The organism is Erythrobacter sp. Dej080120_24 (assembly GCF_036322605.1).
Taxonomy (GTDB): domain Bacteria; phylum Pseudomonadota; class Alphaproteobacteria; order Sphingomonadales; family Sphingomonadaceae; genus Erythrobacter; species Erythrobacter aurantius.
In genome coordinates this window covers 419,216-445,698 of record NZ_AP027262.1, presented here as the reverse complement: position 1 = coordinate 445,698, position 26,483 = coordinate 419,216, and the positions used below count along the sequence as shown (strand labels likewise).

At 62.1% G+C, this 26,483-nt stretch carries 29 protein-coding genes; 9 read left to right on the top strand and 20 right to left on the bottom strand.

All coding sequences use genetic code 11. The annotated features are described in order from the left end of the window. The first annotated feature begins 5 nt into the window (after window positions 1–5). Window positions 6–755, top strand: coding sequence for a SpoIIAA family protein (locus AABA34_RS02270; RefSeq protein ID WP_338303697.1), 750 nt, complete (start codon window positions 6–8; stop codon window positions 753–755). A 3-nt stretch (window positions 756–758) separates the two neighbouring features. Here AABA34_RS02270 and AABA34_RS02265 read toward each other — a convergent pair whose 3' ends face one another. Further along, window positions 759–1,214: a nucleoside deaminase gene (locus tag AABA34_RS02265; RefSeq protein WP_338303696.1), complete on the bottom strand. Its 456-nt coding sequence runs from the start codon at window positions 1,212–1,214 to the stop codon at window positions 759–761. 147 nt (window positions 1,215–1,361) lie between these two features. Here AABA34_RS02265 and rpmB point away from each other — a divergent pair, with 147 nt between their 5' ends. Continuing rightward, window positions 1,362–1,649 (top strand): 50S ribosomal protein L28, encoded by a 288-nt coding sequence (gene rpmB / locus AABA34_RS02260; protein ID WP_034956421.1) that lies wholly within the window; start codon window positions 1,362–1,364, stop codon window positions 1,647–1,649. 65 nt (window positions 1,650–1,714) lie between these two features. On the opposite strand, the gene AABA34_RS02255 is transcribed toward rpmB, so the two are convergent. From AABA34_RS02255 to xseA, 4 genes are read right to left on the bottom strand one after another with little or no spacing between them, the layout of a single operon-like run. Continuing rightward, window positions 1,715–2,674 (bottom strand): esterase-like activity of phytase family protein, encoded by a 960-nt coding sequence (locus AABA34_RS02255; RefSeq protein ID WP_338303695.1) that lies wholly within the window; start codon window positions 2,672–2,674, stop codon window positions 1,715–1,717. Window positions 2,675–2,693: 19 nt separating this feature from the next. Then, window positions 2,694–3,608 (bottom strand): M23 family metallopeptidase, encoded by a 915-nt coding sequence (locus AABA34_RS02250; protein WP_338304778.1) that lies wholly within the window; start codon window positions 3,606–3,608, stop codon window positions 2,694–2,696. Between the two features lie 4 nt (window positions 3,609–3,612). Beyond that, entirely contained in the window at window positions 3,613–3,837 is a 225-nt protein-coding gene (locus tag AABA34_RS02245; protein WP_252259484.1) for a DUF2093 domain-containing protein, read from the bottom strand. Between the two features lie 23 nt (window positions 3,838–3,860). Beyond that, window positions 3,861–5,327 (bottom strand): exodeoxyribonuclease VII large subunit, encoded by a 1,467-nt coding sequence (gene xseA / locus AABA34_RS02240; protein WP_338303694.1) that lies wholly within the window; start codon window positions 5,325–5,327, stop codon window positions 3,861–3,863. Between xseA and purD the strand changes: the two genes are divergently transcribed. Beyond that, window positions 5,326–6,606, top strand: coding sequence for a phosphoribosylamine--glycine ligase (purD, locus tag AABA34_RS02235; protein ID WP_338303693.1), 1,281 nt, complete (start codon window positions 5,326–5,328; stop codon window positions 6,604–6,606). The two genes, xseA and purD, sit on opposite strands and share 2 nt — an antisense overlap. 149 nt (window positions 6,607–6,755) lie before the next feature. Here purD and AABA34_RS02230 read toward each other — a convergent pair whose 3' ends face one another. Then, complete coding sequence (locus tag AABA34_RS02230) at window positions 6,756–10,067, bottom strand: CHAT domain-containing protein (RefSeq protein ID WP_338303692.1); 3,312 nt, start codon at window positions 10,065–10,067, stop codon at window positions 6,756–6,758. 233 nt (window positions 10,068–10,300) lie between these two features. Between AABA34_RS02230 and AABA34_RS02225 the strand changes: the two genes are divergently transcribed. From AABA34_RS02225 to AABA34_RS02215, 3 genes are all read left to right on the top strand, one after another. Next, on the top strand, window positions 10,301–10,672 hold the full coding sequence (locus tag AABA34_RS02225; protein ID WP_338303691.1) for a hypothetical protein: 372 nt from the start codon (window positions 10,301–10,303) through the stop codon (window positions 10,670–10,672). Between the two features lie 88 nt (window positions 10,673–10,760). Then, on the top strand, window positions 10,761–11,204 hold the full coding sequence (locus tag AABA34_RS02220; protein ID WP_338303690.1) for a hypothetical protein: 444 nt from the start codon (window positions 10,761–10,763) through the stop codon (window positions 11,202–11,204). Next, entirely contained in the window at window positions 11,098–11,571 is a 474-nt protein-coding gene (locus AABA34_RS02215) for a hypothetical protein (RefSeq protein ID WP_338303689.1), read from the top strand. Before AABA34_RS02220 ends, AABA34_RS02215 begins: the two co-directional genes overlap by 107 nt. A gap of 454 nt (window positions 11,572–12,025) precedes the next feature. On the opposite strand, the gene AABA34_RS02210 is transcribed toward AABA34_RS02215, so the two are convergent. Next, on the bottom strand, window positions 12,026–13,030 hold the full coding sequence (locus AABA34_RS02210) for an adenosine kinase (RefSeq protein WP_034956432.1): 1,005 nt from the start codon (window positions 13,028–13,030) through the stop codon (window positions 12,026–12,028). A gap of 106 nt (window positions 13,031–13,136) precedes the next feature. Between AABA34_RS02210 and AABA34_RS02205 the strand changes: the two genes are divergently transcribed. From AABA34_RS02205 to AABA34_RS02195, 3 genes are read left to right on the top strand one after another with little or no spacing between them, the layout of a single operon-like run. Then, on the top strand, window positions 13,137–13,838 hold the full coding sequence (locus AABA34_RS02205) for an EI24 domain-containing protein (protein ID WP_338303688.1): 702 nt from the start codon (window positions 13,137–13,139) through the stop codon (window positions 13,836–13,838). 1 nt (window position 13,839) lies between these two features. Beyond that, on the top strand, window positions 13,840–14,238 hold the full coding sequence (locus AABA34_RS02200; protein ID WP_338303687.1) for a hypothetical protein: 399 nt from the start codon (window positions 13,840–13,842) through the stop codon (window positions 14,236–14,238). A gap of 58 nt (window positions 14,239–14,296) precedes the next feature. Then, on the top strand, window positions 14,297–15,241 hold the full coding sequence (locus tag AABA34_RS02195) for a hypothetical protein (protein WP_338303686.1): 945 nt from the start codon (window positions 14,297–14,299) through the stop codon (window positions 15,239–15,241). Here the strand turns inward: AABA34_RS02195 and AABA34_RS02190 are convergent. The 13 genes from AABA34_RS02190 to AABA34_RS02130 all read right to left on the bottom strand — a co-directional run bounded on the left by AABA34_RS02190 (window position 15,222) and on the right by AABA34_RS02130 (window position 26,405). Continuing rightward, window positions 15,222–15,713 carry a hypothetical protein gene (locus tag AABA34_RS02190; protein WP_338303685.1) on the bottom strand — a complete coding sequence of 164 codons (492 nt, stop codon included), beginning with the start codon at window positions 15,711–15,713 and terminating at the stop codon, window positions 15,222–15,224. The two genes, AABA34_RS02195 and AABA34_RS02190, sit on opposite strands and share 20 nt — an antisense overlap. Then, the gene (locus tag AABA34_RS02185) at window positions 15,713–16,066 is read right to left on the bottom strand and encodes a HesB/IscA family protein (RefSeq protein ID WP_338303684.1); all 354 of its coding nucleotides are present in this window, start codon (window positions 16,064–16,066) and stop codon (window positions 15,713–15,715) included. The genes AABA34_RS02190 and AABA34_RS02185 overlap by 1 nt, the downstream gene beginning before the upstream one ends. Beyond that, window positions 16,066–16,560 carry an SUF system Fe-S cluster assembly protein gene (locus AABA34_RS02180; protein WP_252259471.1) on the bottom strand — a complete coding sequence of 165 codons (495 nt, stop codon included), beginning with the start codon at window positions 16,558–16,560 and terminating at the stop codon, window positions 16,066–16,068. The genes AABA34_RS02185 and AABA34_RS02180 overlap by 1 nt, the downstream gene beginning before the upstream one ends. Then, on the bottom strand, window positions 16,557–17,792 hold the full coding sequence (locus AABA34_RS02175) for an aminotransferase class V-fold PLP-dependent enzyme (RefSeq protein WP_338303683.1): 1,236 nt from the start codon (window positions 17,790–17,792) through the stop codon (window positions 16,557–16,559). Before AABA34_RS02175 ends, AABA34_RS02180 begins: the two co-directional genes overlap by 4 nt. Continuing rightward, window positions 17,789–18,547, bottom strand: coding sequence for a SufD family Fe-S cluster assembly protein (locus AABA34_RS02170; RefSeq protein ID WP_338303682.1), 759 nt, complete (start codon window positions 18,545–18,547; stop codon window positions 17,789–17,791). The genes AABA34_RS02175 and AABA34_RS02170 overlap by 4 nt, the downstream gene beginning before the upstream one ends. Continuing rightward, a complete protein-coding gene (sufC, locus tag AABA34_RS02165; RefSeq protein ID WP_034956444.1) occupies window positions 18,540–19,289 on the bottom strand; it encodes a Fe-S cluster assembly ATPase SufC in 750 nt (249 codons plus the stop codon). The genes AABA34_RS02170 and sufC overlap by 8 nt, the downstream gene beginning before the upstream one ends. Then, the gene (locus tag AABA34_RS02160) at window positions 19,276–19,842 is read right to left on the bottom strand and encodes a hypothetical protein (RefSeq protein WP_338303681.1); all 567 of its coding nucleotides are present in this window, start codon (window positions 19,840–19,842) and stop codon (window positions 19,276–19,278) included. Before AABA34_RS02160 ends, sufC begins: the two co-directional genes overlap by 14 nt. Further along, entirely contained in the window at window positions 19,839–20,345 is a 507-nt protein-coding gene (locus AABA34_RS02155; protein ID WP_338303680.1) for an endonuclease domain-containing protein, read from the bottom strand. Before AABA34_RS02155 ends, AABA34_RS02160 begins: the two co-directional genes overlap by 4 nt. A 186-nt stretch (window positions 20,346–20,531) precedes the next feature. Next, the gene (gene sufB, locus AABA34_RS02150) at window positions 20,532–22,022 is read right to left on the bottom strand and encodes a Fe-S cluster assembly protein SufB (protein WP_338303679.1); all 1,491 of its coding nucleotides are present in this window, start codon (window positions 22,020–22,022) and stop codon (window positions 20,532–20,534) included. Further along, complete coding sequence (locus AABA34_RS02145; RefSeq protein WP_338303678.1) at window positions 22,019–22,459, bottom strand: SUF system Fe-S cluster assembly regulator; 441 nt, start codon at window positions 22,457–22,459, stop codon at window positions 22,019–22,021. Before AABA34_RS02145 ends, sufB begins: the two co-directional genes overlap by 4 nt. Before the next feature lie 116 nt (window positions 22,460–22,575). After that, window positions 22,576–23,148 carry a helix-turn-helix domain-containing protein gene (locus AABA34_RS02140; RefSeq protein WP_338303677.1) on the bottom strand — a complete coding sequence of 191 codons (573 nt, stop codon included), beginning with the start codon at window positions 23,146–23,148 and terminating at the stop codon, window positions 22,576–22,578. Window positions 23,149–23,639: 491 nt separating this feature from the next. After that, a complete protein-coding gene (locus AABA34_RS02135; RefSeq protein WP_338303676.1) occupies window positions 23,640–24,548 on the bottom strand; it encodes a helix-turn-helix domain-containing protein in 909 nt (302 codons plus the stop codon). A gap of 3 nt (window positions 24,549–24,551) precedes the next feature. After that, window positions 24,552–26,405, bottom strand: coding sequence for a DUF885 domain-containing protein (locus AABA34_RS02130; RefSeq protein ID WP_338303675.1), 1,854 nt, complete (start codon window positions 26,403–26,405; stop codon window positions 24,552–24,554). Between the last annotated feature and the right edge of the window lie 78 nt (window positions 26,406–26,483).

Genomic DNA, 26,483 nt, shown 5'->3' with positions numbered 1-26,483 from the left:
CCGCCATGATAGAATTCGAACAGATCGCACCCCACGCCCAACGCATCACCGTGATGGCCGAATTCCGGCAGGCGGATGCACAGGCGCTGGCGGGTTTCGTCAAGGATCATCAGGCGAAAGGCGGCGGCGGCAATCTGCTGATCGACCTTACCGCGATGGCCGGGTTTTCATGGTCGGCGGTGGCCGAGGAAATGGTGCATTTCCCGCTGCTGCTCAAATGGGTTTACGGCCTCGACCGGATAGCCATCGTCTCGGACGAGGAATGGGTCAGGACCTCGGCCCGGCTCGAAAGCGCGCTGCTGCCCGGCATCAGCTATCAGGTCTATGACGATGACGAAGCCGAAACCGCGCGCGCATGGGTGCTGGAGCAGGTTGAAAATCCGCACACCGGCGCGTTTCATGAAATCGACGTGGGCAACCCGAAAATCGCCGCCTACGAGCTGTCCGGCAGGCTCGACCGCGAGGAATCGGAGAAAGGCGTCGCGATGGTGCGTGCCAAGTTCGATCTTGATGGGTGCACGCGGCTGCTGCTGGTCATCCGCAACTGGCACGGGTTTGATCTTGACCGGCTGCTGAGCGGCGATGTGCTGAACGGGAAGCTGGAAATCGCCCGCAAGATGGAGCGTTACGCCATTGTTGGCGGCCCGAAATGGATCCGCACCTATGCCGAATTCACCTCCAATTTCTTCTCGGGCGAAATCAGGGGCTTCGAACTGGAGGATCAGGAAGAGGCCGTCGCCTGGCTGAGCGAATAGGCGTTACCGCCGCTCCCTGAAGAACCCGCGCAGCAATTCCGCCGCCTCGCTTTCGCCCATGCCCGAATAGACTTCGGGCGCGTGCAGGCATTGCGCCTGTTCGAACACACGGGCGCCATGCTCCACCGCCCCGCCCTTGGGATCGCTGGCGGCGTAATACAGGCGAGCGATGCGAGCGTGGCTGATCGCGCCTGCGCACATCGCGCAAGGCTCCAGCGTGACGTAGAGATCGCAATCAGTGAGCCGATCATCCCCCATTGCCGCTGCTGCCTGCCGGATCGCGCGCATTTCGGCATGGCCTGTGGGGTCGGGCGGGTTGCGGGTCGCATTGGCGGCAATCGCGATCACTTCGCCGCCCTTGACCACCACCGCACCGACAGGCACTTCGCCCGCTGCGGCGGCCTTGGCTGCGGCGTCGAGCGCGGCCTGCATCGGGGCGGGGATCGGCAGTCTGGTCATGCTGCGTCACCGCTAGGGCGGGTGAAGGCACGAATCAATTGACGATTCGCTGCAGCCCCGCTATGCGGCGCGCTTTCCGGGACACCCTCGCATGTGGGCCGCTGGACCAGCGGAGCGCCCGTCACTGTTAACAAGACGAGAGATATCATGTCGCGGATTTGCGAACTCACCGGCAAGGGCCGCCAGGTTGGCCACAATGTGAGCCACGCCAACAACAAGACCAAGCGCGTGTTCCTGCCCAACCTGCAGAACGTCACGCTGATGAGCGAGAAGCTGGAGCGCAGCTTCAAGTTCCGCGTTTCGACGCACGGTCTGCGTTCGGTCGAGCACAATGGCGGGCTCGACAACTGGCTGCTCAAGACCAGCGACGACAAGCTTTCGGCCAACGCGCTGAAGGTGAAGCGCGAGCTGAAGAAGGCTGTCGCCGCAGCCTGATCCGCCATTCGGCGAAATCAATGCGATGAAGGCGTGGCGGTATCCGCTCACGCCTTTTTTGCGTTTCAGTCTGACTGTTTGCCCGGATCGAACACCAGCTTAGCCACCAAGGTGCGCTGGAACACCGAGACATTGTCGTCCGAAATGATCCAGACGGCGATCGTGCCGTCATCCTGTTCGCGCACCGCCAGCCCTTCGTAATTTTCAGGCGGCAGCACACCGTCAAACCGCAGCACGACACGCGGCACCCAGGCTTCGGTCGAGCCGGGCTGGGGCGGGTCCGCGATCGCCAGCAATCCGGCAAAGGGCGGCAAACCCCAGACAAGATTGCGCATCAGCAGCAGCACGCGGCCATCAGGCAATTGCGCCATGTCGGTTACGGCGTAGCTTTCGGCCGGGTTTTCAAAGGGAATGCGGCGCGCCTGGCCCCCTTCGATCGGATCGCCCGCCCAGATCATCGCGTAGGAACGCCCTTCGGGAATGGCGATAAAGCGCCCGTCAGACAAGCGCAGCATGGCTTCCAGCCCACTGTTCTTGCTCCATTCGCCTTCCTCTCCCAGCATCCTGACGCCATCGGGCACGCTGGCGATTGTGAAACGATGGATGGCATGGGTGTATTCATAGCCGAGCCAGTAATCCCCCGTCGCCGGATCGCGGGTGGCGGACTCGATATCCCACAGCAGCCAGTTCAACGGTTCTTCGGCCAGCGCCTGAAGCGAGATCACGCGGGCTGCCGGATCCTGATCGGGCGTGTCGGGGGTGGGAAAGGTGAAGCGATAGCCGCGATCGGAAAAGGCGCGCAGGTTCTTGTCACCCAGCGTGAAGAGCCCGGAATAGCCTCCGAACTTCCGGCTCGGCCCGGTCGAATATTGCCACACGCCCTCAACCCGCCAATCAGGCAATGGGGTTTGTGCGGCTCCGGCAATGCGGGCCATGACGATGTCTCTTGGCACTTCGCGCGGGACTTCGGTGCGGAGCCATGTGCCGGGCGCACAAAGCGCGGCGACGGCAAGCGCCGCGAACAAGCGCCGGTACCGGATCACCTCAGTTCATCGGCCCCACGAACAACAGCGGATCGAGCCGCGCATCGTTCCACATGAGGCTCCAGTGCAGATGCGGCCCGGTGGCCCGGCCCGATGCGCCGACATCGCCGATATGCTGGCCCTGCCGTACCGCCTGCCCCTCTTCGACGACGATCCGGCTGGCGTGCAGGAAGGCGCTGTTCAGACCATGCCCGTGATCGATGATGATCAGATTGCCTTCGAGGCTGAACCCGTTGCGCGCCAGCACCACCATGCCATCGGCGGGCGCGACAAAGGGCACGCCATTGCCGGGCGCGATATCGAGCCCCGAATGATAGCTGCCCGGCTCGCCCGCATAGATGCGCTGACGGCCAAAGCGGCCTGAAATCCTGCCTTCCACCGGCCAGATGAAGTCCTGCCGCCAGCCGTCCGCGTCGGTTTCCCGTTCGCGCGCGGCCTTGATCGCGAGCCATTCCGGTTCGCGCTTGGCCCACCATGCCTCGCTGCTGCCGCCCGTGCGGCGCACCACATTGACCCGTTCAATCTGCCATTCACGCGGCGACACGCTGAGCGTTTCGCTAAGGGTCCGCCCGCCCTCAAGCGTCGCGGTGAGCGCGAGTTCGCTAGGGCTGTCGCGATCGAAGGCGGCGAAAAAGGTTCCGTCCGGTGCCAGATCGAGCGTCTGCCCGCCCAGCTCGGCAGCGACTGTGCCTTCGGGCACGCGGCCCCGGATGAAACCACCCTGGGTCATGGCGCCGCCGTGGGAAAAACGGGTCTGCTGGCGCATCGGCGCGGCGGAGGATGGCGCTGCGGTATCGTCAGCTGCGGGTTCGGGGTCGCGCGCGGTCGCCGCACCCGCTCCCCAATAGCCGAGCAGACCGATCAGTCCGATGGCGGCAAGGGCGAGAGGGGCAGTCCTGATCGCGCGACCGGTCATCACGTCACCCGCCTGCGTTCAGCGGCTGAACCTCGCCAAGCAGGCGGCGCGTGGCGATTTCGGCGGTGGCGTAGGCCTCCTGATGCTCGGCGCTCCAATAGCGCAGCTCTTCGAGCGGGATTGCCTCTCCCGTCACGGCGCACAGGACATGCTGGCCGGGGCGCAGGACGCGGAAGGCGGAGGGGCCGTAGTAGAGCTTGGCGGCTTTATCGCTGGACGACATCAACATGGGCTTGACCTTAGCACGGATGGCTAGCCGAACAAATCGTCTTGCCGCGGAGGAGGCGCAGCGGGCCGCGGTTTGCGCGGGGTCTTGGGTGGCGGGGCTGTGTCACCGACGGTGACTCCAAGCTCCCCGTCGCGGAATTGCAGCGTGAGCGCCGCCTCGGCAGCGGCCTGCGCCTTGGCCGTCAGCGCCTTGCCCTGCGCATCGCGCACGATGGCATAACCGCGTTCGAGCGGCTTTTCCGGGTGCAGCTGGCTCGCCAGCCGGGCTAGCGCCGCGAGCTTTTCACGCGAGGCATCGATCGGCCGCTGCACCAAAGCCGGCGTCAGCCGGACGCGCTCCAGCCGCTCACGCCGCTGCGACAGCGCGCCGCTGAGCAGCCGAGGTGAAAGCCTTGAGGACACGCCGACCAGTTCCTCCCGCCCCTGCCGCGCACGATCGGTCAGCCCCCGGCGCAAGCGTTCGGACAGATCGTCGAGGCGCTGCGCCTGCGGTTGCAACAAGGCTTCGGCGCGCGGCATCCGGCGGACCCGCGCTTCCAGCCGCTCGCGCCCCAATTCGACCGGGCGATGCACCGCGCGGCGTTGGCGGTTCGCGAAATCGGCCAGCGTCGCGACAAGATCGGCGCGCACCGGCACCGCCATCTCCGCCGCCGCCGTGGGCGTGGGCGCGCGCTGGTCTGCGGCGTAGTCGGCCAGGGTTGTATCGGTTTCGTGACCCACGGCAGAAATAACCGGAATGGTACATTCTGCGATGGCGCGGACCACCACTTCCTCATTGAAGCTCCACAGGTCCTCGATCGAGCCGCCGCCGCGTGCGACGATCACGACATCGGGCCGCGCTACTGCACCGCCCGGCTCAAGGCCCGAAAATCCGTGGATTGCCCCGGCAACCTGCTCCGCCGCGCCCTGCCCCTGCACCAGCACCGGCCACACCACCACATGGCTGGGGAACCGGTCCGCGAGCCGGTGAAGAATGTCGCGGATAACCGATCCGGTTGGTGAAGTGACCACCCCGATGGTGCGCGGCAGATATGGCAAGCGCCGTTTGCGCGACGCGGAAAACAGCCCCTCCGCCTCCAGCCGCTGACGCGTTTTCTCCAGCAGCGCGAGCAGCGCGCCCTCGCCCGCGATCTCGAGGCTGTCGATCACGATCTGGTATTTCGAACGCCCCGGATAGGTCGTCAGCTTGCCGGTCGCGATCACTTCCAGCCCGTCTTCGGGCACGAAAGCGAGCCGCCCGGCATTGCCGCGCCACATCACCCCGTCGATCACCGCGCCATCATCCTTCAGCGCGCAATAAATGTGGCCCGACGCCGCGCGCTTCACCCCAGAAAGCTCCCCGCGCAGGCGGACATGGCCGAACCGGTCCTCCACCGTGCGCTTGAGCAGGTTCGAAATCTCGGTGATCGACAGCGGCTGGGCGTTGTCGCCCTCGCTCACCCGCGCTACCAGCCCGTCAGTATCGGAAGGTGGATAGGGAGCGCGCGCCATGAATGTCCTGTTGCTGGGTTCGGGAGGCCGTGAACATGCGTTAGCATGGAAGCTCGCGCAAGCGCCCAGCGTGACGCGGCTTTACGCTGCCCCCGGAAATCCCGGCATTGCCGAAGAGGCGGAACTGGTGGCGCTCGACGCCACCGATCACCCTGCGGTGATCGCCTTTTGTCAGGGCAACAGCATTGATCTGGTGGTGATCGGGCCGGAGGCTCCGCTGGTGGACGGCCTCGCCGATTCGCTGCGCGCAGCGGGCATCCCCGCATTCGGCCCGTCCAGGGCCGCAGCCCAGCTCGAAGGGTCAAAAGGCTTTACCAAGGACCTGTGCGCCCGCGCCAATATCCCCACTGGCGGCTATGTCCGCACCCGCTCGATCGAGGAGGCCGACCGTGCACTGACGCAGTTCACCGCGCCTTACGTGCTCAAGGCCGATGGCCTTGCCGCGGGCAAGGGCGTGGTGATCGCCGAAAGCATCGAACAGGCGGAAATCGCGCTCGCCGACATGTTCGGCGGCGGGTTCGGGGAAGCCGGGGCCGAAGTCGTGATCGAGGAATTCCTGCACGGCGAGGAAGCCAGCTTCTTCGCGATCACCGACGGCACAACTGTCATCCCCTTCGGCACGGCGCAGGATCACAAGCAGGTGGGCGAAGGCGACACCGGCCCCAACACCGGCGGCATGGGCGCCTATTCCCCTGCCCCGGTGCTGACGCAGGAATTGCAGGACCGGGTGATGGCAGAGATCATCCGCCCCACGGTCGACACCATGCGCGCCGAAGGCATGCCCTATTCGGGCGTGCTCTATGCCGGGCTGATGCTGACCGCAGAGGGGCCCAAGCTGATCGAATACAACTGCCGTTTCGGCGATCCCGAATGCCAGGTGCTGATGATGCGGTATCAGGGCGATCTGGCGGAAATGATGCTGTCCTGTGCGCGCGGAGAGCTTGACCCCGCAGCGCCCGAATTTGCAGCCGACACGGCATTGACGGTGGTGATGGCGGCGAAGGGTTATCCCGGCACCCCCGAAAAGGGCGGCGCGATTGCCCTCAACGATGCGCAAGGGACGGGCGCCAAGGTCTTCCACGCCGGAACCGCGATCAAGGACGGCGCGCTGGTCGCAAACGGCGGCCGCGTGCTCAACGTCACGGCGACCGGCGCAAACGTCACGCAAGCGCAGGCCAAGGCCTATGAAGGGCTCGACAGGGTCGACTTCGCAAGCGGATTCTGCCGCCGCGACATCGGCTGGAAAGAAGTTGCGCGGGAAGCGGCGCACGCAGGCTAACGCCAGAGCTGAGCGGAGGTGGGTGAAGAGGCTTTGCGAAACGGCAGCTTCAGCCGTTTTGCCGCCAAAACCGGAAATTCGGCTAGCGACCTAATTGGGGACAATTGAGTTGCGATATTGCGTTAGTGTTTGCGCCTGTCGCCAGTATCCTACCTGTCTCCGATCAGCGTGAAGGGAGCCCAAGCATTTGGATGGGCCAGTGTATCATCGGCGCTGTCTTGGCTCGCATCGCTGCGAATCTCGCGCATCGCGGCCTGCAGAGCCTCTGCACGACTGAGCGAAGGATCATCCTGTGTAAGCTCCACCATTCGCACCGTCAGGCGCGCGGCAACATCGTCGCGTACCGGCCAATGTGAGGCGAGCAGGCTTTCGGCACCGGCAAAGAAGAATGCGCGTGCAAGGCCAGAAAGACCAGGCGCACCCTCGCTGCCATCGCCGGAGGCCGTGTTGCAAGCGGAAAGGATCACCCATTCGGCGGCCAATTCAAGTGCGGCGACTTCGGATGCGGAAAGAAATCCGTCGTTCTGCGAACTGGCTGCGTCAGGAGGCGTGAAAACGAGGCCTGGCTCAACGACACCATCGAGCTCGCCCGCAAGCAGGCCGTGGGTCGCGAGAGCCAGAACGCGGACGCTGGAGAGATCCGCATTGCGCAGGTTGGGCTCTGTTGCGTCCTCCGCGAGATAAACCTGCGAACGACTTTCGTCGAATAGCTCCGCCAACGCATTGATCTCGCGCGAGGTGCCGGGAAGTCGCGCCATGGACTTGATGGCATCTACATCCACGCCTGACGATCCATCGCGTAGTACGCCTGCGAGCGAAGCCGAAGAGCTACGAATTCCAGTAGTGCCACCGCGCATACGCCGAGCAGCCCCGCCACCGCGCGTGACCGCACCGCCTTCCAGAACCGGATCGCCAAAGCCGACAAAAGAGCCGCGACCATCGCGGTCCAGTCGCGTGTCAGCCAACATCCGTTGCATCTGGAGCGATTGCAGCGTTGGTACCTGCACAAGAGCATGGGCATCGGCGAACCACGTAGTCTTGCGCAGCGAATTGGGATCACCGTCAGGGCCAATCGGAGGATCAGTTACTAATACGCCGAACGGTAGGCTGGAAAGCGAACCGGAGGCGGCGATGTAGAGATGATCCTTGCCCTTTAGCAGATGCGCGACCGGCGCGATCAGAGCATTGTAGAGAGTGTGGGCAGTCGTCCGGTCGAATGGGTAGGCTCCTTCACCTTCCTGTGCCCATTGCTGCGCTTCATAGTCGTCCACCTCTACCGTGGCCCCTACGTCCCATAGCAACCTCAAAACACTCCTGTCGATTTGCTCGCGGGTCATGTCGGCGCGGTTCCACGTCACGCTGTTCGATGTAACAACCATTACATGCGTGCCGTAGCGGGTAGGCACTACAATCAAGGCTGCATCGTCCGGCCCCATGAGGGCCATGGCTTCTGCCTCGCCGAGCGCTTGCTGGCTTACGAATTCGAAATATTGCGGCGCATCGGACCGAAGGCGCGCGTCGATTAGGGCTGTTTCGTTATCGATTTCGGTCTGTCTCTGGCGAAGCTGCGCGCGCAAGACCGATTGGTCGGTCTCGCTTGCCAGCAAAGCCGCCATAATGGAATCGAGCTCTACCCACTCATCCGCCAGCATCTGGCGACGAGCGACCAGGTCCCCCAGCGAAGAATCCTGCCGTGCGGCAACCCGGCGCGCAGCAGCTTCGGCCACGGCGCGATCGGTCGAACTGCTCATGGCCTGCTGCATGGCCGTAAAAACTTCCGGTCGGATCGAGTCGAGCCCTTCGAACCGAGACAGATCCTCGCGATATCGGCCTGTTTGCATCCCCAAAAGATAGTTCGCATCGTAGCCTTCCTGCTCCCAGGAAGCATCGAGAAAATTCTCGAACGAGAGGCGCTGTGTGCGCATGTCGATCCGACGCTGCGCTTGATCCGCTGGGGTAGTCTGCAAGGCAGCGCTGCGCTGGCGCACCAACGCCACCGCCTCGCGCGCAGGCTCCAGCGCGCCGAGCCCCAATTGAGAATTCTTGTTGAGGCTAACTGTCGCGCGCACATTGGCGGCGCGGAGGGTTTCAGGGTGGCTGGGACCATAAATCGCAGCCGCACGAGTGTGGGCAAGAAACGAGAGAGCGTCCGCTCGCTGCCAAGAATCGAAATCCGCCTGAAGATCCCATTCCGACAAAACCAGCGCGAAATCTATCATACTTGAAAGTGTCGTGGGGTGTTCGATCCCATAGGTCTCGACATTTCCGCGGTAAGCAATCTCGATATCGGATTGGGCGTCGCCCAAAGTGAGTTCACCATCGTAACCAATGTAGCTGCCATCATCGATGGCCACCTCGGCTACTGCCATGCCGAAGCGGTTATGAGCTTCGAGCGTCTGCGGCGCATTTTCGCCAAAGCGATCACGACGCAGCCATTTGACACGGTTGAGCAGTGGAACAGCCTCTTGTGCTTCTCCGGTGTCTGCCAGCACGAACGCGTAATCCGCCAGAACATCGGTGGCGAATGAATGCTCCACTCCGAGCGTCTCCTCTGCCAGCGCCAGCGCACGTTGCAGGAGGCCGCGCGCCTGTGTCGACTGGCCTAGCGCGCGCAAGTTGCGTGCGTGGTTTCGGAGCGCTGCGACATATTCGATGCTGCCTTGTCCACCCACACTATCAAGTTGAGCGAGCAATGCGGTGCTGGCTTCGCGCGCGCCTGAGAAATCGCCAGCGGCAAATAATTCATCCGAGGAAGCGGCAAGACCGGCCGCATTGTTGTCCCAGATCGCGGGATCGAACGTTACTCGCGCAAAATCGCTTACATTTTCACCCGCTTCGTTGGCTTCACGCACGAAGCGATCAAGCGTGCACAGCAGCCGCGTGCTCCCCAATGGGTGCGGGACAGGTTCCATCTGGCGGGTGTCAGGATTGTATTCAGCCTCATCCATTTCGGAGAGCAGAGCATTGTCGAGAATGCCATGGGAGCTCTCGATCACCCCATAGATGTTTGGGGTCAGATCATCGTTGAACGGGGTGCCCCTTTGCGCGAGGTATCTGTAAACCCTCTCGTGATCGTCGGCGAAGAATACCGCTCGGTTCTCGTAGTTGATTTCGATATTGGTGACCCTGAGGCCTCCCAGTCCCATGTTCACCGGCTGCGAACTGCGCAGCTCAGTCTCTACGCCGTTGTCAAATGTGCGACGCTCGAATCCGAGTTCCTCGATCTCGGCGTCAAAGCGCTCCTGCAAGTCATCGAACATCGCATCTAGCGACGGACCGAAGGAGCAGGCCTCCGCATCGAAGGTAAAATCATCCAGTGTCTGTGCACCCACCGGCATGGAAACCGCGAGGCCGCCCGCCAGCACAGCGAAGGCCGCAAACCGAACTACACTTTGGCCTGAATGAAATTTCACAAACAAATGCCCCCACTGGAGATCGATGATCGAAAATCCAGCAACCATGCGAAGTGAAGTCAACCAGAAAAGGGGTTTTGCAGGCATTGGCGAGAAATAGGCGAGGTTTACATCATGTCTTCGGAAGAGTCTGAATGTCAGCTTTCCACCCCACTTCCCGTCATTCCCGATAACTTGCGCTCTCCCCGAAAGCGGTCGTCCGGCTGGCCTTGTCTCGCAAGCTTCGCAAAAAATTGATCTCGATCAATTACACTTGGCGGCGCGTGTGTAGAAAGGGTGGCATGACAGTCCGTGACGCCTCGCTGGCCCTGACCTTTTTCGCGCTGCTGGCCACAGCCGCGTGTGACACCATGCCTTCGCCAGAACCGCAGGTAGCCGCGTCAGCACGAGCGCAGCCATCGGCCTTTATCGAGGCGGCGTGCGGCGGCTGCCATGCGGTGGAGCCGCCGTTCCTTTCGCCCAATCCGCATGCGCCCAGTTTCGAGGCCATCGCCAACCGCAAGGGCGTGACCGATGAAACGCTGGGCGAATGGCTGGCCGATGCGCACAATTATCCCGAAGTCATGGATTTCGATCTGGAGCCCCGCCATATCGAGGAAGTCGCCGCCTATATGGTGACGCTGCGGCGCGAGGATTACGTTCCCGCTGAATGACTTAGCGGCGTTTGCCGCCCGCGGTTTGTGCAACACCCTCCTTTAAGCTAATCTCGGGCTCCGGGCCGCGCTGAAAAGGGGGATTTCAGTGCCGTATCGTCACGCACATTATTTCGTCGGTTTCGTCCTGCTGGTCATCATGGTCGGCTTCTGGGCGAGCTATTTCTCGGTCGTGAAGGCCGTGCCGCTGGCATTCCATGTCCATGCCGTTTCGTCGATGACTTGGCTGGGGCTGCTGATCGCGCAGCACCTTTCGATCCACAAACGGATGAATGCCCTGCATAAGCAGATGGGCCTTGCCAGCTTTGCCCTGTTTCCGTTCCTGATCCTTGGTTTTGTCATGATCATCAACGTCTCGGCGAAAGGTTTCGCGGCGGGAGACAATCCGTTCTACACCTATATCGCCTTTCGGCACAGCGATGTGGGTGGCGATCGCCGCCTATCTGACGTTGTTCTACCTCGCGCTGAAACATCGCCGGAATGTGCGGCTGCACGCCGGATACATGCTGGCAACGCCATTGATCCTGTTTGAATCGCCGTTCGGACGGTTCATGGACCTGCTGTTTCCGGCGTGGAACTTTATCGGCAGCGAAGGCCCGCACGCAATCCTCGATACCATCGCCATATCGGACGGGATCGCGATCGTGTTCGCGATGACGCTGTATTTCATGGATCGCAAGCATGGCGCTCCGTGGCTGGTGGCGTCGGGCTTCATGGCGGTGCAGGCGGTGCTGACATGGTTCACCCCGCAGATGCCGTTCATGGCCGATCTGTTCGCGGCCTATGCCACCATCCCCGAAGCGGTGACGCTGGTGGTCGGGCTGGCATTGGGCGCGGCGGCAGCGTGGTTTGGCTGGGAAGCCGGGAAGCCGCCTGCGCGAAAGCCCGCAGTCGCTTGAGAATTTTCCTACCGGGGCCGCGCGCGATACGATGCGCGCGGCTCTTTCCAATCGTCGAACCAGAAAGCCTGTCTGGCGGGTGACACTTTGGCATATGCAAAGGTGACAGTTTGCATGGCGAAAACGCGACACTTTCCCGTGCTCGGGTGACACATTGCGCGTGCGAGGTGACAGTTTTGCGCGAAAGGTGACAGTTTTCGGCCCAAGAGTGACACAGCGCGGTTTTTATCCCCTGGACAGTGTTCCACCTGTTCCAGCCTGTTGGGAATCAGGGGTGACCTTATCGCGCTACCGCTTCGCTACTTGAGCGAGTCCTTGTCCGCGCTACCGCTTCGCTACTTGAGCGCGGTGTATCGGCCCCAAAGGGGCCGCAAGGCCACGCGGCCGCCCCGCAGCGGGCGCAGCTATGCTGCGCGTCTAGCGAGGACGGCCCCGCGGATGCGGGGCCCCAACACTAGAGGCGCTCAGCCATCAACGCCTGCATGTCCGCTTCGGGACGCGGGCCGTAGTGCGAGATCACCTCGGCCGCCGCAATCGCCCCGCGCTTGAGGCACTGCGCCAGCGGCTCGCCGCGCGCGTAACCGGCAAGGAAGCCCGCCGCGAACTGGTCGCCCGCGCCCGTCGTGTCGACGACCTTGGGAACCGGAGCGGCGGCGACGACGGCGCGTTCGCCATGCGCGTCGGCCACCGCGCCCTTTTCGCTGCGGGTGGCGACCAGCACCGGCACCTTGGGCGAGATCGCATCGAAGCCGGCTTCGAAGTCAGCCTCTCCCGTCAGCGTCGCCAGTTCGCTCTCGTTGACGAACAGGATGTCGATCAGCCCGTCGTCGATCATGGCGCGGAAGTCGTCGCCATGGCGATCAATCACGAAGCTCTCCGACGCGGTGAAGGCGACCTTGCGACCGGCAGCGCGGGCCACTTCGATCGCGCGGCGCATGGCCCGGCGCGGCTCTTCGGGGTCCCACAGATAGCCTTCGAGATAGAGGATCGCGGCGCTGGCGATCAGCTCTTCGTCCAGCGCGGCGGCGGGCAGATACTGGCCCGCGCCAAGGAAGGTGTTCATCGTGCGCTCGCCATCGGGGGTGACGAAGATCAGCACGCGGCCCGTCGCAGGCTCGCCTTCACGCGCGGGGGTGTCGAAGTCGATCCCGGTGGCACGCATGTCGTGGCGGAACACCTTGCCCAGCTGATCGTCCGCGACCTGCCCGATGAAAGCGCATTGCAGGCCGAGGGTGGAAAGCCCGGCGAGGGTGTTCGCCGCCGATCCGCCCGACACCTCGCGCGCGGGTGGCATGGCTTCGTAGAGTTCGTCCGCGCGGGCTTCGTCGATCAGGGTCATCCCGCCGCGATTGAGCTGCAGCTCCTCGATCAGGCTTTCATCGCAGGACGCGATCACGTCGACCACGGCATTGCCGATGGCGATGACATCATAACGGGGCTCGGGCGCAGTATCGGACAAGGGTAGGCTTCCTGTTGCTGGCAAAGGTTGCGCAGCGCCTAGCCCGATGCGGGGAAGAGGCCAAGTGCTGTTTGACAAGACGGCGCGGTGATCACATCTCCCGGCGATGCGTGCCGTGATCCATGCCCTTGCCCAAGCCTTTGCCCAATTGACCGATAGGGCTGTGCTGATGGTGCTGCTCAAATCGGTGCTGGCAACCGTCCTTGCCTTTGTCGCGCTGGGCATAGGGCTGTACTTTGCGCTGGTATGGGCTCTGGGCAGTTGGGCGGGGGAAGGCAGCGGATTGGCCGGGGCGGCGGCGGCGGTGCTGATCGCGGGGCTGGCGTTCTGGTTCCTGTTCCGAGTGGTCGCCGTGGCGGTCTTGCAGTTCTTCGCCGACGAAGTGGTGATCGCGGTCGAGAAACAGCATTACCCCGCCCGCGCTGCGGAAGCCCGGCCCCTGCCGTTCCGGCGCGATCTCGCCAATTCGCTTAGGGGAATCGGGCGCACGCTCGGCTTCAACCTGCTGGCCTTGCCCGTGGCCGGAGTGCTGTTGGTGACCGGCTTTGGCGCGGCGCTGGTGTTCCTTGCCGTGAACGCATGGCTGCTCGGGCGGGAACTTACCGACATGGCGTGGCTGCGGCATTGCGGTGCCAGGGATGCGCAAAACCCGGTGAGCCGCAGCGAGCGGCTGTTGCTGGGCGGCGCGATCGCGGGGATAATGCTGGTCCCCGGCCTCAACCTGATTGCACCGGTGCTGGGGGCGGCGGCGGGAACCCATCTGACGATGCGCTCGCTGCCTTTCGCCACGGAGCCTTGTGATGCCTAGGATGATCGTTCTGTTCAGCGCCCTCATGCTGGCCTCGGCTTGCTCGGTTGCTCCCAGTGGCACCGGGGTCGGCACCGTATCCTCAGCCCCGAGACCCGCCACACCTGCCTTTCGCGCGCCCGCCGTGATGGGGACAGCGGGACTTGAAGGCATCATCGGGGAGCGCGCAGGGTCGCTGGTCCGCCGGTTTGGCGAAGCGCGGATTGACCTTGCCGAAGGCGATGCGCGCAAACTGCAATTCACCTCGGATCGCTGTGTGCTGGACGTGTTCCTTTACCCCCTGCAATCGAACGCCGAACCGGTCGCAACCCACGTCGTCGCCCGCGAGCGCAAGGGCGGAGGCGAGACGGATCGGGCAAGGTGCATCGACGATATCGAGCGGGCGGCGGGGCGGCGGTAACCCGGTCTTAAGCACATTCGTGCCATGCAACGTCCGTATTCAAGGGACCCATGGGCTTATGACCACGCACTTCACCGAACTGGCGCAACGCGCCGCTGCCGACGGGCAGGTTACCTCGCAGGAAGTCCTTGCGCTGCGGCGCCAAGGCTGGGGCGACGGGATCATCGTCCGCGAAGAGGCCGAGGCGCTGTTCGCGCTGAACAACGCGCTCGACGTCCGCGACGAGGAATGGTGCGACTTCTTCGTCGAGGCGATCGGTGAATTCGTGCTCAACGGCACCCCGCCGCGCCTGCAATGCGACGATGAAGAAGCCGAATGGCTGATCGCGCAGGTCGATCACGACGGCAAGCTCGAAAGCATGGTCGAACTCGAAACGATCGTGCGGATCATCGAACGGGCAGAAAACGTGCCGGTGGTTCTCAAAAACTATGTGCTTGAGCAGGTCGAGCGCGAGGTGCTGACCGGGGTCGGGCCGACGCGCTGCGGCGGCGAGCTTTCGGCCAGCCACATCACCTCCGCCGAAGCGCAGATCCTGCGCCGCGTGGTCTTTGCCAGCGGCGGCCACGGCCCTGCGGCGGTAACGCGTTTTGATGCCGAGATGCTGTTCCGGCTCAAGGACGAAACCCTTGCCGACGAAAACGCGCCCGAATGGGATGAACTGTTCCTCGACGGTGTCAGCAACTATCTCAAGGGCTTCGCACTTCAAAATGCGCAGCTTGATCACGACCGGGCAAAGGAATTGCAGGCCTTCATCGCCGACAGCAGGCCCAATGTCGGTCGCTTCATGGGCAAGATGGCCCGCGAGCTGCCTCAGGCGCGCAACCACTTCGGCAAGGTTTTCGGAAAGCGTGACACCGCGCCCAGCTACACCGAACAGGCCATTGCCGGCGAAGCCATGACCGATCACGAACAGGAATGGCTCGACAAGATGATCGGCGTCGATGGCGAGGTGGATGATCTGGAACGCCGCCTGCTCGCACGGATCATCGAAGAGGGCGAGTAAGCGCTAGCGCGGAGAAATCTCTCCGGGCCAAGGCGCGCCAGCGGCGCTGCCTGTGGGCGTAGAACACCTTTGCAAAGCCGGCGATCAATGGGGTGAGCAACCCTGCATCCACATGCACCGTATCGGTGTAGCGGGTGCGCGTTCCATCACCCGCAGGCTCGATCGTAATCCAGTGATCCCATCGCCGGATCAGCAGGCTATAGCCGTTGTCCCGGACAAACCGGGAATTTCCCTCCGGTTCGGGTAATGTGATAACGATGGCCTGCCAACCAAGCGGGATTACTCCAAACAGGAACATCCAAGCTCGATATTCGCCTTCGGTCCAGATTTCGGGAAACTCTTGCCTCGCAACAGGCAAGAAACGGATCAGCGGAGCAGCGATGTGCTGCAGAAGTCGGGTTGTCTGGACATGCTGCCAGGCATCGTCCGGACTGCAATCAAGTTCGGTCGTAAGCGAAACCCGCCTCGCCATTACACCATGAAGCTCTCGCCGCAGCCGCATGCGCCCTTGGCGTTGGGGTTCTCGAATACGAAGCCGGCGGTGAAATCGTCCTCGACCCAGTCCATCGTCGAGCCGACCAGATACAGCACGCTCGCCCCGTCGATGTAGAAAATGCCACCGGGGGTTTCGATCTTCTCGTCGAACTTCGCCTCTTCGGTGACGTAATCAACCGAATAGGCCAGCCCCGAACAACCCCGGCGCGGGGTGGATAGCTTTACCCCGATGGCATCTTCGGGCGCCTTGCTCATCAATTCGGCAATGCGAGCCTCTGCGCCTTTCGTCAGAGTGACAGCGGCGGGGCGTTCACGGGTGGTTACAGTCATCACAGCATCCCCAGTTCAAGCCGTGCTTCGTCCGACATCTTCTCAGGGCTCCACGGCGGATCCCACACCAGCGCAACCTCGGCATCGCGAATGCCGGGTACGGAGGAGGCGCGCAGTTCGACTTCGCCCGGCATCGTCTCTGCCACGGGGCAATGCGGCGTCGTCAGCGTCATGGTGATCGTGACATCGGCTTCATCGTCGACTTCGACCCCGTAGATCAGGCCGAGATCGTAAATGTTTACCGGAATTTCCGGATCGTAGATTTCCTTCAGCGCCTCCACGACAGCCGCCTGCAGATCGCCCCCCGCGCCGCCTACCGGAGCGTCGGCAGTCTTCGCAGCCAAAAAGCCGTCGAGATAGTCGCGCTGGCGCGGCTTCTCCTCGGCATCGGGATCGACCGCATCGGTCACCCGTGCACGCGGCGGTTTCTGCGCCAATTCGTCGTTGGGCGCGGGCGCGGCGACAAATTCGCTATCGTCCTGTGGTTTGTTCATTGGCTCGTGCCTCTTCCAAAAATTCGCCTTGTCCGGGCAATCCCTTCCAGCAAGGCGTCAATGTCCGCATCGGTCGAATACAGTCCAAAGCTCGCTCGCGCGGTGGCAGGGATGTCGAAATGATCCATCAACGGCTGCGCACAATGGTGGCCTGCGCGGATCGCAACATTCGATTCATCGAGGATCGTGCCGAGATCGTGCGGATGAATGCCATCGATCAGAAAGCTGACGATCCCGGCGCTGTCGGCAGGGCCGAACAGCCGCACATCATTCATCGACGAAAGCTCGCGGCGAAGGCGGGCGACCAGCTGCGTTTCCGCCGCGTGCATCGCATCAAGCCCGATTTCGCTGACGTAATCGGCTGCGGCGGCGAAGGCGATGGCTTCGGTGATCGCAGGAGTTCCGGCCTCAAACCGTTGAGGTGGCACGCCATAGGTCGTCTTGGCAAAGGTTACGCGATCGATCATCGCGCCTCCGCCTTCCCATGGCGGCATGTCGGCAAGGATTTCTCCGCGCGCCCAAAGCGCGCCGATCCCCGTCGGACCATAAAGCTTGTGCGCGCTGAAAACGTAGAAGTCGCAATCGAGCGCGGCCACGTCGACGGGCATGTGCGGCACCGCCTGACACCCGTCGAGCAGCAGTTTCGCACCTACCTCGTGCGCCAGCGCCGCTGCGCGTTTGGCATCCAGCACGCTGCCCAGCACATTGGAGACATGCGCCAGCGCGACAAGCTTGTGCCGTTCGGTCAGCATTGCTTCGGCCGCGTCGAGATCGATCCGGTGATCCTGCGTCAACGGGCAAACGTCGATCACGGCCCCGGTCTGCTCGGCAATCATCTGCCATGGGACGATGTTGGAATGGTGTTCAAGCTGCGACAGCAGGATGCGATCACCGGGCATCAGATTGGCCCTGCCCCAGCTGTTCGCCACAAGGTTGATCGCCTCGGTCGCGCCGCGGGTGAAGACGATTTCGCTCTCTGCGCCGCCAATCAGTTGCGCAATCCGGCGCCGTGCCGCTTCATAGGCCAGCGTCATTTCGGCGGAGCGCGAATAGACGCCGCGATGGACGGTCGCGTAATCTTCACCCAGTGCGCGCGCCATCGCATCGATCACGACGCGCGGTTTTTGCGCGGTGGCGGCGGTATCGAGGTAATGCCAAGGCGCGCCCTCGCGCGTAACGAGGCCGGGGAAATCGGCTCGCAGATCGCGATCAAGGGCCGCCGGAGCGTTCACAGCGATGCGCCCTCCAGCGCCGTCAGTGCCGCGTCGAGCAGGCGTTCATGCTCAGATTCATCGTCCAGTTCGACGAAGGCATCACCGATGAAGGCTTGCACCAGCAAACGTTGCGCCATTTCGGGCGAAAGGCCGCGTGCCGCCATGTAGAATCGCGCGCTTTCGTCCAGCTGGCCGACGGTTGCACCATGCGCGCATTTCACGTCGTCAGCGAAGATTTCGAGCTGCGGCACGGCGTTGGCGCTGGCTCCGGCTTCGAGCAGCAAGCCCTTGAAATCCTGCGCCGCGTCGGTCTTTTGGGCGTGCCGTGCGACCTTGATTTCGCCGAGGAAGTTGCCCGTGCCCGTGCCCCAATGGACGCTGCGAACGGTCTGGTTGCTGGTTGCTCCGGGCTGGGCATGGATTGTGGTGGTGACGAATTCTCGCACCGCATCGCCGCCGCCGATCGTGACGCCGCCGAATTCGAAATGCGCGCCTTTGCCCAGCGTCACTTCGATCTCGAGCCGTGTGTAGTCATTACCCGCGTTGGTGGCGAAGAGTTCCGCCCGTGCGCCTTCGCCCAGATTGAGGCGAAGGCGGCGCAGTTCGGGCGCATCACTGCCGATCACGAGGCAGCGGCGAAAGGCCTCGCCATCAGTGACGTCGATCTCTTCCCATTCGGAAAGGGCGCTGACGCCTATACGCGCAACCGCGTCCATATCGGCGTAGCGCCACGCCTCGTCATGGCGGGTAGGGAGGACGGTGGCATCAGGCATCAGCCATCACCGCGTCATAGCCTTCTTCCTCAAGCCGCAGCGCAAGCTCCGGCCCGCCGGTTTCAACGATTCGGCCAGCGGCAAGAATGCTCACCCGATCGGGCTTCACCACGTCCAGCAGCCGCTGGTAGTGGGTGATCAGCAGCACGCCCTTGTCGGGTGCGCGCATGATCGAGTTGATGCCCTCACCCACGATCCGCAGCGCATCGATATCAAGGCCGGAATCGGTCTCGTCCAGCACCGCGAAAGAGGGGTTGAGGATGCCCATCTGCACCATTTCGGCGCGCTTCTTCTCGCCGCCGGAAAAGCCGACGTTCACCTGCCGCTTGAGCATTTCCATGTCCATTTTCAGCAGCGCGGCCTTTTCCTTCGCCAGCTTCAGGAAATCCCCGCCCGACAGCGGTTCTTCCCCGCGATAGCGACGCTGCGCATTCAGCGCCTCTCGCAGGAACTGGACGTTCGAAACACCCGGAATTTCGACCGGATACTGGAAGCCGAGGAACAGGCCCGTGGCGGCGCGTTCGTGCGGGTCGAGCGCGAACAGGTCTTCACCCTTGAACTCGACGGAGCCTCCGGTGACTTCATAGCCCGGCTTGCCGCCAAGCACATGCGCAAGCGTCGATTTGCCCGCACCGTTGGGGCCCATGATGGCGTGAACTTCGCCGGCGGCGACTTCAAGGCTCAATCCCTTGAGGATCGGCTTGCCGTCGACTTCGGCCTGGAGATTATCAATCTTGAGCACCGGATGCCTCCTCGCGTGCCTGTGTGCGTTGTTCCTGCGCGGCTTCGGCCGCAGCGGCGGTTGCGTCGGTGCGCGCTTTCACGACCGATGCATCGCGCAATTCCAGCACGAGGCCCTTGGGGCGTTCCGCCTGATATTGCTCCTCCGCCAGCTGGGCGCTGCGCAGGGTGAAGGTGAACTGGTTGTCGAGATCGGCGCCGCGCGCGACGTGGATCCGGCCGATATGTTCGAAGACTTCGCGGATATCGGCGGGGGAATAGTCCGAATATTCGGCGCGCCCGGCTAGCATGAGGTTTGCGCCTTCCTGCGCTTCCTCGAAAGCTTCCGTGCAGGTTTCGACATCGCGGCGATGCTGCTGCTCGAAATCGGCCTGGCCCGTCACGCGGCGCGTCTGCCTCGTCAGGCAGCGGCGATAATCCTCGACGAAGGGCTGGATCACGCGCGGGTATTCCAGCGTCCATGTCTCGGGCGCATCATTGGCGACAGCGACAGGCGCCTGACCAACGCCCTGCAGGGCGATGAAGGGGGAAAGGATGAGGGATAGGCTGTTCATTCGGCTTCGTTTCCGTTGCTGGGGCCTGATGGACGGGATTGGCTGTTTTCGCTTCGTGCTTTGCGTTTGTCTTCAATCCGCATGCGCATTCCGGCGGTGATCCGCTGAAGCACGGGATCGATGTTTTCGAGAATGTCGGTCGCCTTGATCCGCATCACCCGGATGCCGACCGCTTCGAGGCTCTTGTCCCGCCGTTTTGCCAGCGTTTCGTCCTGATCTTCCTCGTCGATCATGATCGCCATCCCGAGATTGTGGCAGTTGAAGTCGACGATGGCGCTGCCGACGACGGCAAACCGCTTGAAAGTGTAGCGGCCAAGGTTTGCCTTAGCGAAACGCTCGGCCAGAGCCTTGTTCGCAGGCGAAGCAAAGCGCTTCATCTCGCGCGCACGATCATGCAGTTCGTCGAGGCGCTTTTCGGAAATCTTCCACCCGCGCCCCTTTTTGTTGAGGGCGGGGGCGGTGTCGGAAGTTTCCTTGAGGCCAAGGGTTTTGCGGTCAGTCATGCGTGCGCTTCGCCGAATAAGTGGTCACTGCAATCGCGATGGCCACGATTGGAAGAAGGTAGAATATCACTAGGTCGAGGACATTTTGCGTACCCGGGAGTGGCACTCGCCAAGCGCCATACCCCTTGGCAATCCAAGGGACGCTCAGAAGCCAGACCAGAAATAAAATAAGGGCTAGAGTGTACCTCACCCCACGCTCCCCTCAAGCGAGATCGCCAGCAGCTTCTGCGCTTCGACCGCGAATTCCATCGGCAGCTCTTTCAGCACGTCCTTGGCAAAGCCGTTGACGATCAGCGCCACGGCCTCTTCCTCGTCCAGCCCGCGCTGCATCGCGTAGAACAGCTGTTCGTCGCTGATCTTGCTGGTGGTCGCCTCGTGCTCGATCTGCGCGCCGGGGTTCTTGACTTCGATGTAGGGCACGGTGTGCGCGCCGCATCCGTCGCCGAGCAGCAGGCTGTCGCACTGAGTGAAGTTGCGCACCCCTTCGGCCTTGGGGCCGACGCGAACGAGACCACGATAGGTGTTGTTCGACTTGCCTGCGCTGATCCCCTTGGAAATGATCGTCGAGCGCGATCCCTTGCCGTTGTGGATCATCTTGGTGCCGGTGTCGGCCTGCTGATAGTTGTTGGTGACAGCGACCGAGTAGAACTCGCCCACGCTGTTTTCACCGTTGAGAACGCAGCTTGGATATTTCCACGTCACCGCGCTGCCGGTTTCCACCTGCGTCCAGCTGATCTTGCTCCTGTCGCCCTGACACAGCCCGCGCTTCGTCACGAAATTGTAGATCCCGCCCTTGCCCTCGGAATTGCCGGGATACCAGTTCTGCACGGTCGAGTATTTGATCTCGGCATCTTCCAATGCGACCAGTTCGACCACCGCAGCGTGAAGCTGGTTTTCATCGCGCATCGGCGCGGTGCAGCCTTCCAGATACGAGACGTAGGCGCCCTTTTCCGCGATAATCAGCGTGCGCTCAAACTGGCCGGTGTTTTCGGCGTTGATGCGGAAATAGGTCGAAAGCTCCATCGGACAGCGAACGCCTTCGGGTACGTAGACGAATGTGCCGTCGGAAAAGACCGCGCTGTTGAGGCAGGCGAAGTAATTGTCGCGCTGCGGCACGACCTTGCCGAGCCATTTCTTCACCAGTTCGGGGTGTTCCTTCACCGCTTCGCTGATCGAGAGGAAGATAACGCCTGCGCGCTTCAATTCCTCGCGGAAAGTGGTGGCGACGCTCACGCTGTCGAACACGGCATCCACCGCCACCTTGCGCGCGCCTTCGACCCCGGCGAGCACTTCCTGTTCCGCCACGGGAATGCCCAGCTTGTCGTAAACTGCTTTGATCTCGGGATCGAGTTCGTCGAGCGATTTCAGCGTCGGCTTCTTCTTGGGCGCGGCGTAGTAATAGGCGTCCTGATAGTCGATCGGCGGATAGCCGACCTTGGCCCAGTCCGGCTCCTCCATTTCCTGCCACAGGCGAAACGCCTTCAGTCGCCAGTCGAGCATCCATTCGGGCTCGCCCTTCTTGGCGCTGATGAAGCGAACGGTGTCCTCGTTCAGCCCTTTTTCCGCGAATTCGGTTTCAATGTCAGCAGACCAGCCATGTTCGTATTCGGCTGCGGCAGCGGCCGCCTCCTTGGCTTCTCTGTCGATATCGGATTGCAGATCGAGATTGTCGGTCATGCCGCGTGCTCTCTTAGGGAATGGGAGGGATTGGGTCGGGTTTGATTGCGCAAATGGTCCAGCGTGATTTCCGCCAGCGCGCTGCGCAGCTTGGTGTTGATGATCGGCCAATGCGGCTTCATCGAACAACCGCTTTCGAAATCGCAATCGCCGTGGTCAATGCAGGCGGTGAGCGCAATCGGGCCTTCGACCGCTTCGACGATATCGGCAACGGTGATAGCCGCCGCCGGCCGACCAAGCTGCAAGCCGCCACCGACACCGCGTACCGAGCGCAACAGGCCCGCCGCAGTCAGTTTGGAAACTAGCCGCTGGACGGTGGGGACAGGCAGGCCCGATTCTCCTGCCAGTTCAGCCGCGCTCACCCGGCCGTTGCCGCAATGCGAAGCGGCCTGGCACATCGTGATGACAGCGTAGTCGGCGAGGTTGGAAAGGCGCATGGTTTCCCGGTTGCGCTCGCTTGTTGCGAGCCATTCTTAAATCAGACTGATTCTGTCGGATTTGAAATACGCGCTGAATTGTCCGATTTCAAGGAAAGTCTGTCGCCGTCCCGCGACTATCGGCCGATCACTCTGAAAGATCCCGGCTTTTCGAGATTCTGCATGCGCAACATCGTCTGGAACAACGGCTCGTCAGCCTTGCGCATTTGCGACGGCGTGTAGCCGCAATAGCGCCGGATTTCCCGGATCATGTGCGGCTGATCGTGAAAGGCCTCGGCAATTTCGGCAGCGCCTTCGTCGGACAGTTCGGGATGCGCAAGCAATTCAGCGGCACGAATGGCCCGCATCTTTCGCGCAAGGGCCGCAGGCGGAAAACCGAAGTATTGAGTGACCAGACGTTCCACCTGACGCCGGGAAAAGGCAAGCTGATCGAACAACCGGTCCAGGTCAGGATTGAGCGAAGAACCCAGCCATGCCAGCGTCTGCTCAATCAACTGTTCATGCGGCGGTGACACCGGTTTGAACCTCGGGCGGATAAAGCGGATCAACGCCTCACACGCCCCCTCTCCCGACAAGTCGCCGCTTCGGTACTGTGTCACCAGCGATGCCGCGAACTTATCCATTTCCGGGTCGATCAATTCGCCCGCCGGGGTGAACCGATCGAGAAACTGGTGAGCCGGGCGACCCACAATTGCCGCCCAGCCGAGGGGTGAAAGCGAAACTCCAAAGGCATGCCAGGGACCCTGAATGCGAAAAGGTGCTGCGAGCCGAAAGCCGGGATAGACCAAGGGTCTGGCATCAACGATGTCGCGCCGATCCCCGAAGGTGATCGAACCGCTGCCACAAGGGGTCACGAACAATTGGCCCAGAGCGCCGGGGTGGCGATCGACTATGTCCCTTTCGTTCCATTCGAAATGAAACAGGGCAAGAATGTGCCGCTGGAGGTCTGCCGGCGGATCGAAATAATTGAGGGTGAAGCGGGTTGGGACGGATTGGTCGACCTGGTGCGACCCGTCGGCCGATCCGTCCCCAGCACCTCAGCTTCAGGCGCTGCAGAGCCGCGCGCGTCGGGCCCTTCGCGTGTTGGATATCCCGCTGTAGTCATGGGGCATTGTATACCAGCGACATATGGCGTTGGAACGCCTTTCGCGTTCGGCGGTGTACAGCTGTTACGCGGCGCCTATTCGAGCGGCTTCCGCAGGATCTTCGCACCTTCGCCATGACCTTCGGGGTAAAGCGATTCATGCGCGATCGATCCGTCATTCAACGCGGTCGGCGTTCTACCGGTGTATCGACGGATATCGCGGATGAGATGGGCCTGGTCGAAATAGCTGTTGCGAATTTCGTCGCGCATTGGCTGCGGCAGCGCCGGGTTCGCAAGCAACATCGCCGCCCGGATGGCCCGATAGCGTTTGATCAACCGGGTCGGGGATACGCCAAAGAAGCGCTTTGACAGACGCTGCGCCGTACGCGGCGACATCGCCGCGTCCCGATAGAAATCGTCGATCGAAGGGGAAAGGCCGCTTGAAAGCCACTCCATCGTCCGGTGAACGAACTGCACATGATCAGACCGGATTGCACCGCGTCGCGCCCTTAGCGTTTCGGAAATCGCCTCAAAGATCGGATCGCAGCCGATCTTGCCCCCACCATATTCATCAGCCAGGTTTTCGAGCCGCGCGATGGTATCCGCGTCCATGATATCGCGGGCAGGCAGCATGCAATTGTTGAGCTGGTCAACCGGCGTGTTGGCAAGGCACTGCCAGCCCAGTGGCGTGAGTGAAGCCCCGACAAGCAGCAGCGGCCCGCTGACCTTGACTGGCATTGCCTGCATCAACGGGGCAGTAAATGTTACCTGTTGCACTTGCTCGATTTCGCCGGACCCTGCGGCAATATGCGACCTACCCCGGATGTACACCAACAGCTGTGCCGAATATGCCGGCATCATTTCATCAAGCGTCTCTTCATCTGTACGAATGACAAAGAAGGTGTTGATGTAGTCCGCCAGATCCGGAGGCGGGGCCTGAAGATCGAAATCGACCGGGACGAAGGTCGATATGCTTAGATTGTCATCCTGAACGGGGCGCTTCATGGATTAGTTGCCGCGCTTTTCCTCAACCCAGCTCACGACATTTTCCTCCAGAATCGACAACGGCACGGGGCCGCTGGTGAGCACGACATCGTGAAACTCGCGGATGTCGAATTCGGAACCCAATTCTTCGCGCGCCATTTCCCGCAGTTCCATGATCTTGAGCTTTCCGATCATGTATGCAGTCGCCTGACCCGGCGTGGTGATGTAACGCTCGATCGCTCGAACAATGTCGCCTTCGGGATTGGGCGTGTTGTCCTTGAGGTACTGAATCGCCTCTTCGCGGCTCCAGCGTTTTGAATGGATGCCGGTGTCGACCACAAGTCGACATGCACGCCACAATTCCATGCCGAGCCTGCCGAAGTCGGAATAGGGATCGGTATAGAAACCCATGTCCTTGCCCAGCTCTTCGGAATAGAGCCCCCAGCCTTCGGTGTAGGCCGTCCATCCGCCGAACCGCCGGAAGGGAGGCAGTTCGCCCAGCTCGGTCTGCAAGGCACGTTGCAAATGGTGTCCGGGCAGGCCTTCGTGATAGGCAAGCGCTTCAAGCTCATTCTTCGACATGTCGCGAAGATTGTAGAGATTGACGTAATAGGTTCCGGGGCGCGAGCCGTCTGCCGACGGGCTCTGGTAGAAAGCCTTGCCCGCGCTCTTCTCGCGGAAAGCCTCCACCGGTTTGATGATCATGGGAGCCTTTGGCAGCACGCCGAAATATTCGGGCAGCTTCTCGGTTATCCGGTCCAGCGCGGCCTGTGCGTCAGCAAGATATTCCTCGCGCGTGGTGTAGTAGAATTGATCGTCAGTGCGGGTGAATTCGAAGAAATCCTGCAAACTGCCCTCAAACCCGACCTTGGCCATGATGGCGCGCATTTCCGAATGGATCCGGGCAACCTCCCGCAGGCCGATGTCGTGGATCTCGTCCGCCGTCAGGTCTGTGGTGGTATAGCTTTGCAGCAAGGCGGCGTAATATTCCTCGCCATTGGGCAGGCGCCAAATACCGTCGTCTGTCGGCGCCATGGCCTGCTGGCGCCGCATCTCTTCGAGCAGGCGCTGATACGCCGGTCGTGCCGAACTGTTCCACGCTTCACGCGCCATCTGGAGAAGCGCAATGACTTCGCTGTTCTCGGCCTCGGTGCTGGCTGGCAGGTCCGGCGTGAGCGGGGCGAGCTTGCCGTCGAAATCTTCGAGAACGGCGTTGTTGTCCCCAGCGGCAATCAACGCCTCGAGATCGGCAATCACATACGGATAGACCCAGTCCGGCGGCATGATGCCCTTGTCCGCCCGCTCACGCGCCTGGCTCGTCAGCGCGTCAAGCTGGGGGCCGATCCCCTCGATACGGGAGACATAGGCTTCGGCATCAGTGATCGTGCTGACGCGGTGGATGTTGATAAGGAATGCCGGAATGCTCGTATGCGCGCCGCGGCGATGATCGAACAAGAATTCATATTCGCGGAACGGATGCAGCGAGGCGCGCCTGGCGGCGGTCAGCTCAAACAGCCGGTAAGACAGCGCGTCCTGCGACGACAGCGCATCGACATCATACTGTTCACGCATCTGGCGGGCGGTGTCCTGCAACAGATCGAAATCGCGCTGCTCGGCTTCTTCGGACGGATCATTCCATTTCCCGTAATCGGCATCGCGAATGCCTCGGTAAGCCTTGCCAAGTGGAGAAAGGGCAAGATTGGCTTCGTCATAGCGATCAAACAGATCATTGATCGATGTATCGGCCTTGGGCGCAGCCACCGGCTCCGAAGCAACTGTCGCGACCGGCGACTGATTGGCGGTCGAACAGCCCGCAAGCGCGAGTGCGACCAGCGATGTCGCAACGGCCCGACCGACATGAGATGGATTGCGACGCATAGTTGACCTCATTCTCTTTTTCCCAAGCGGGCGCGATATCAACCACCCTTTGGCAACAATGCAAGGGTTTGATTGATG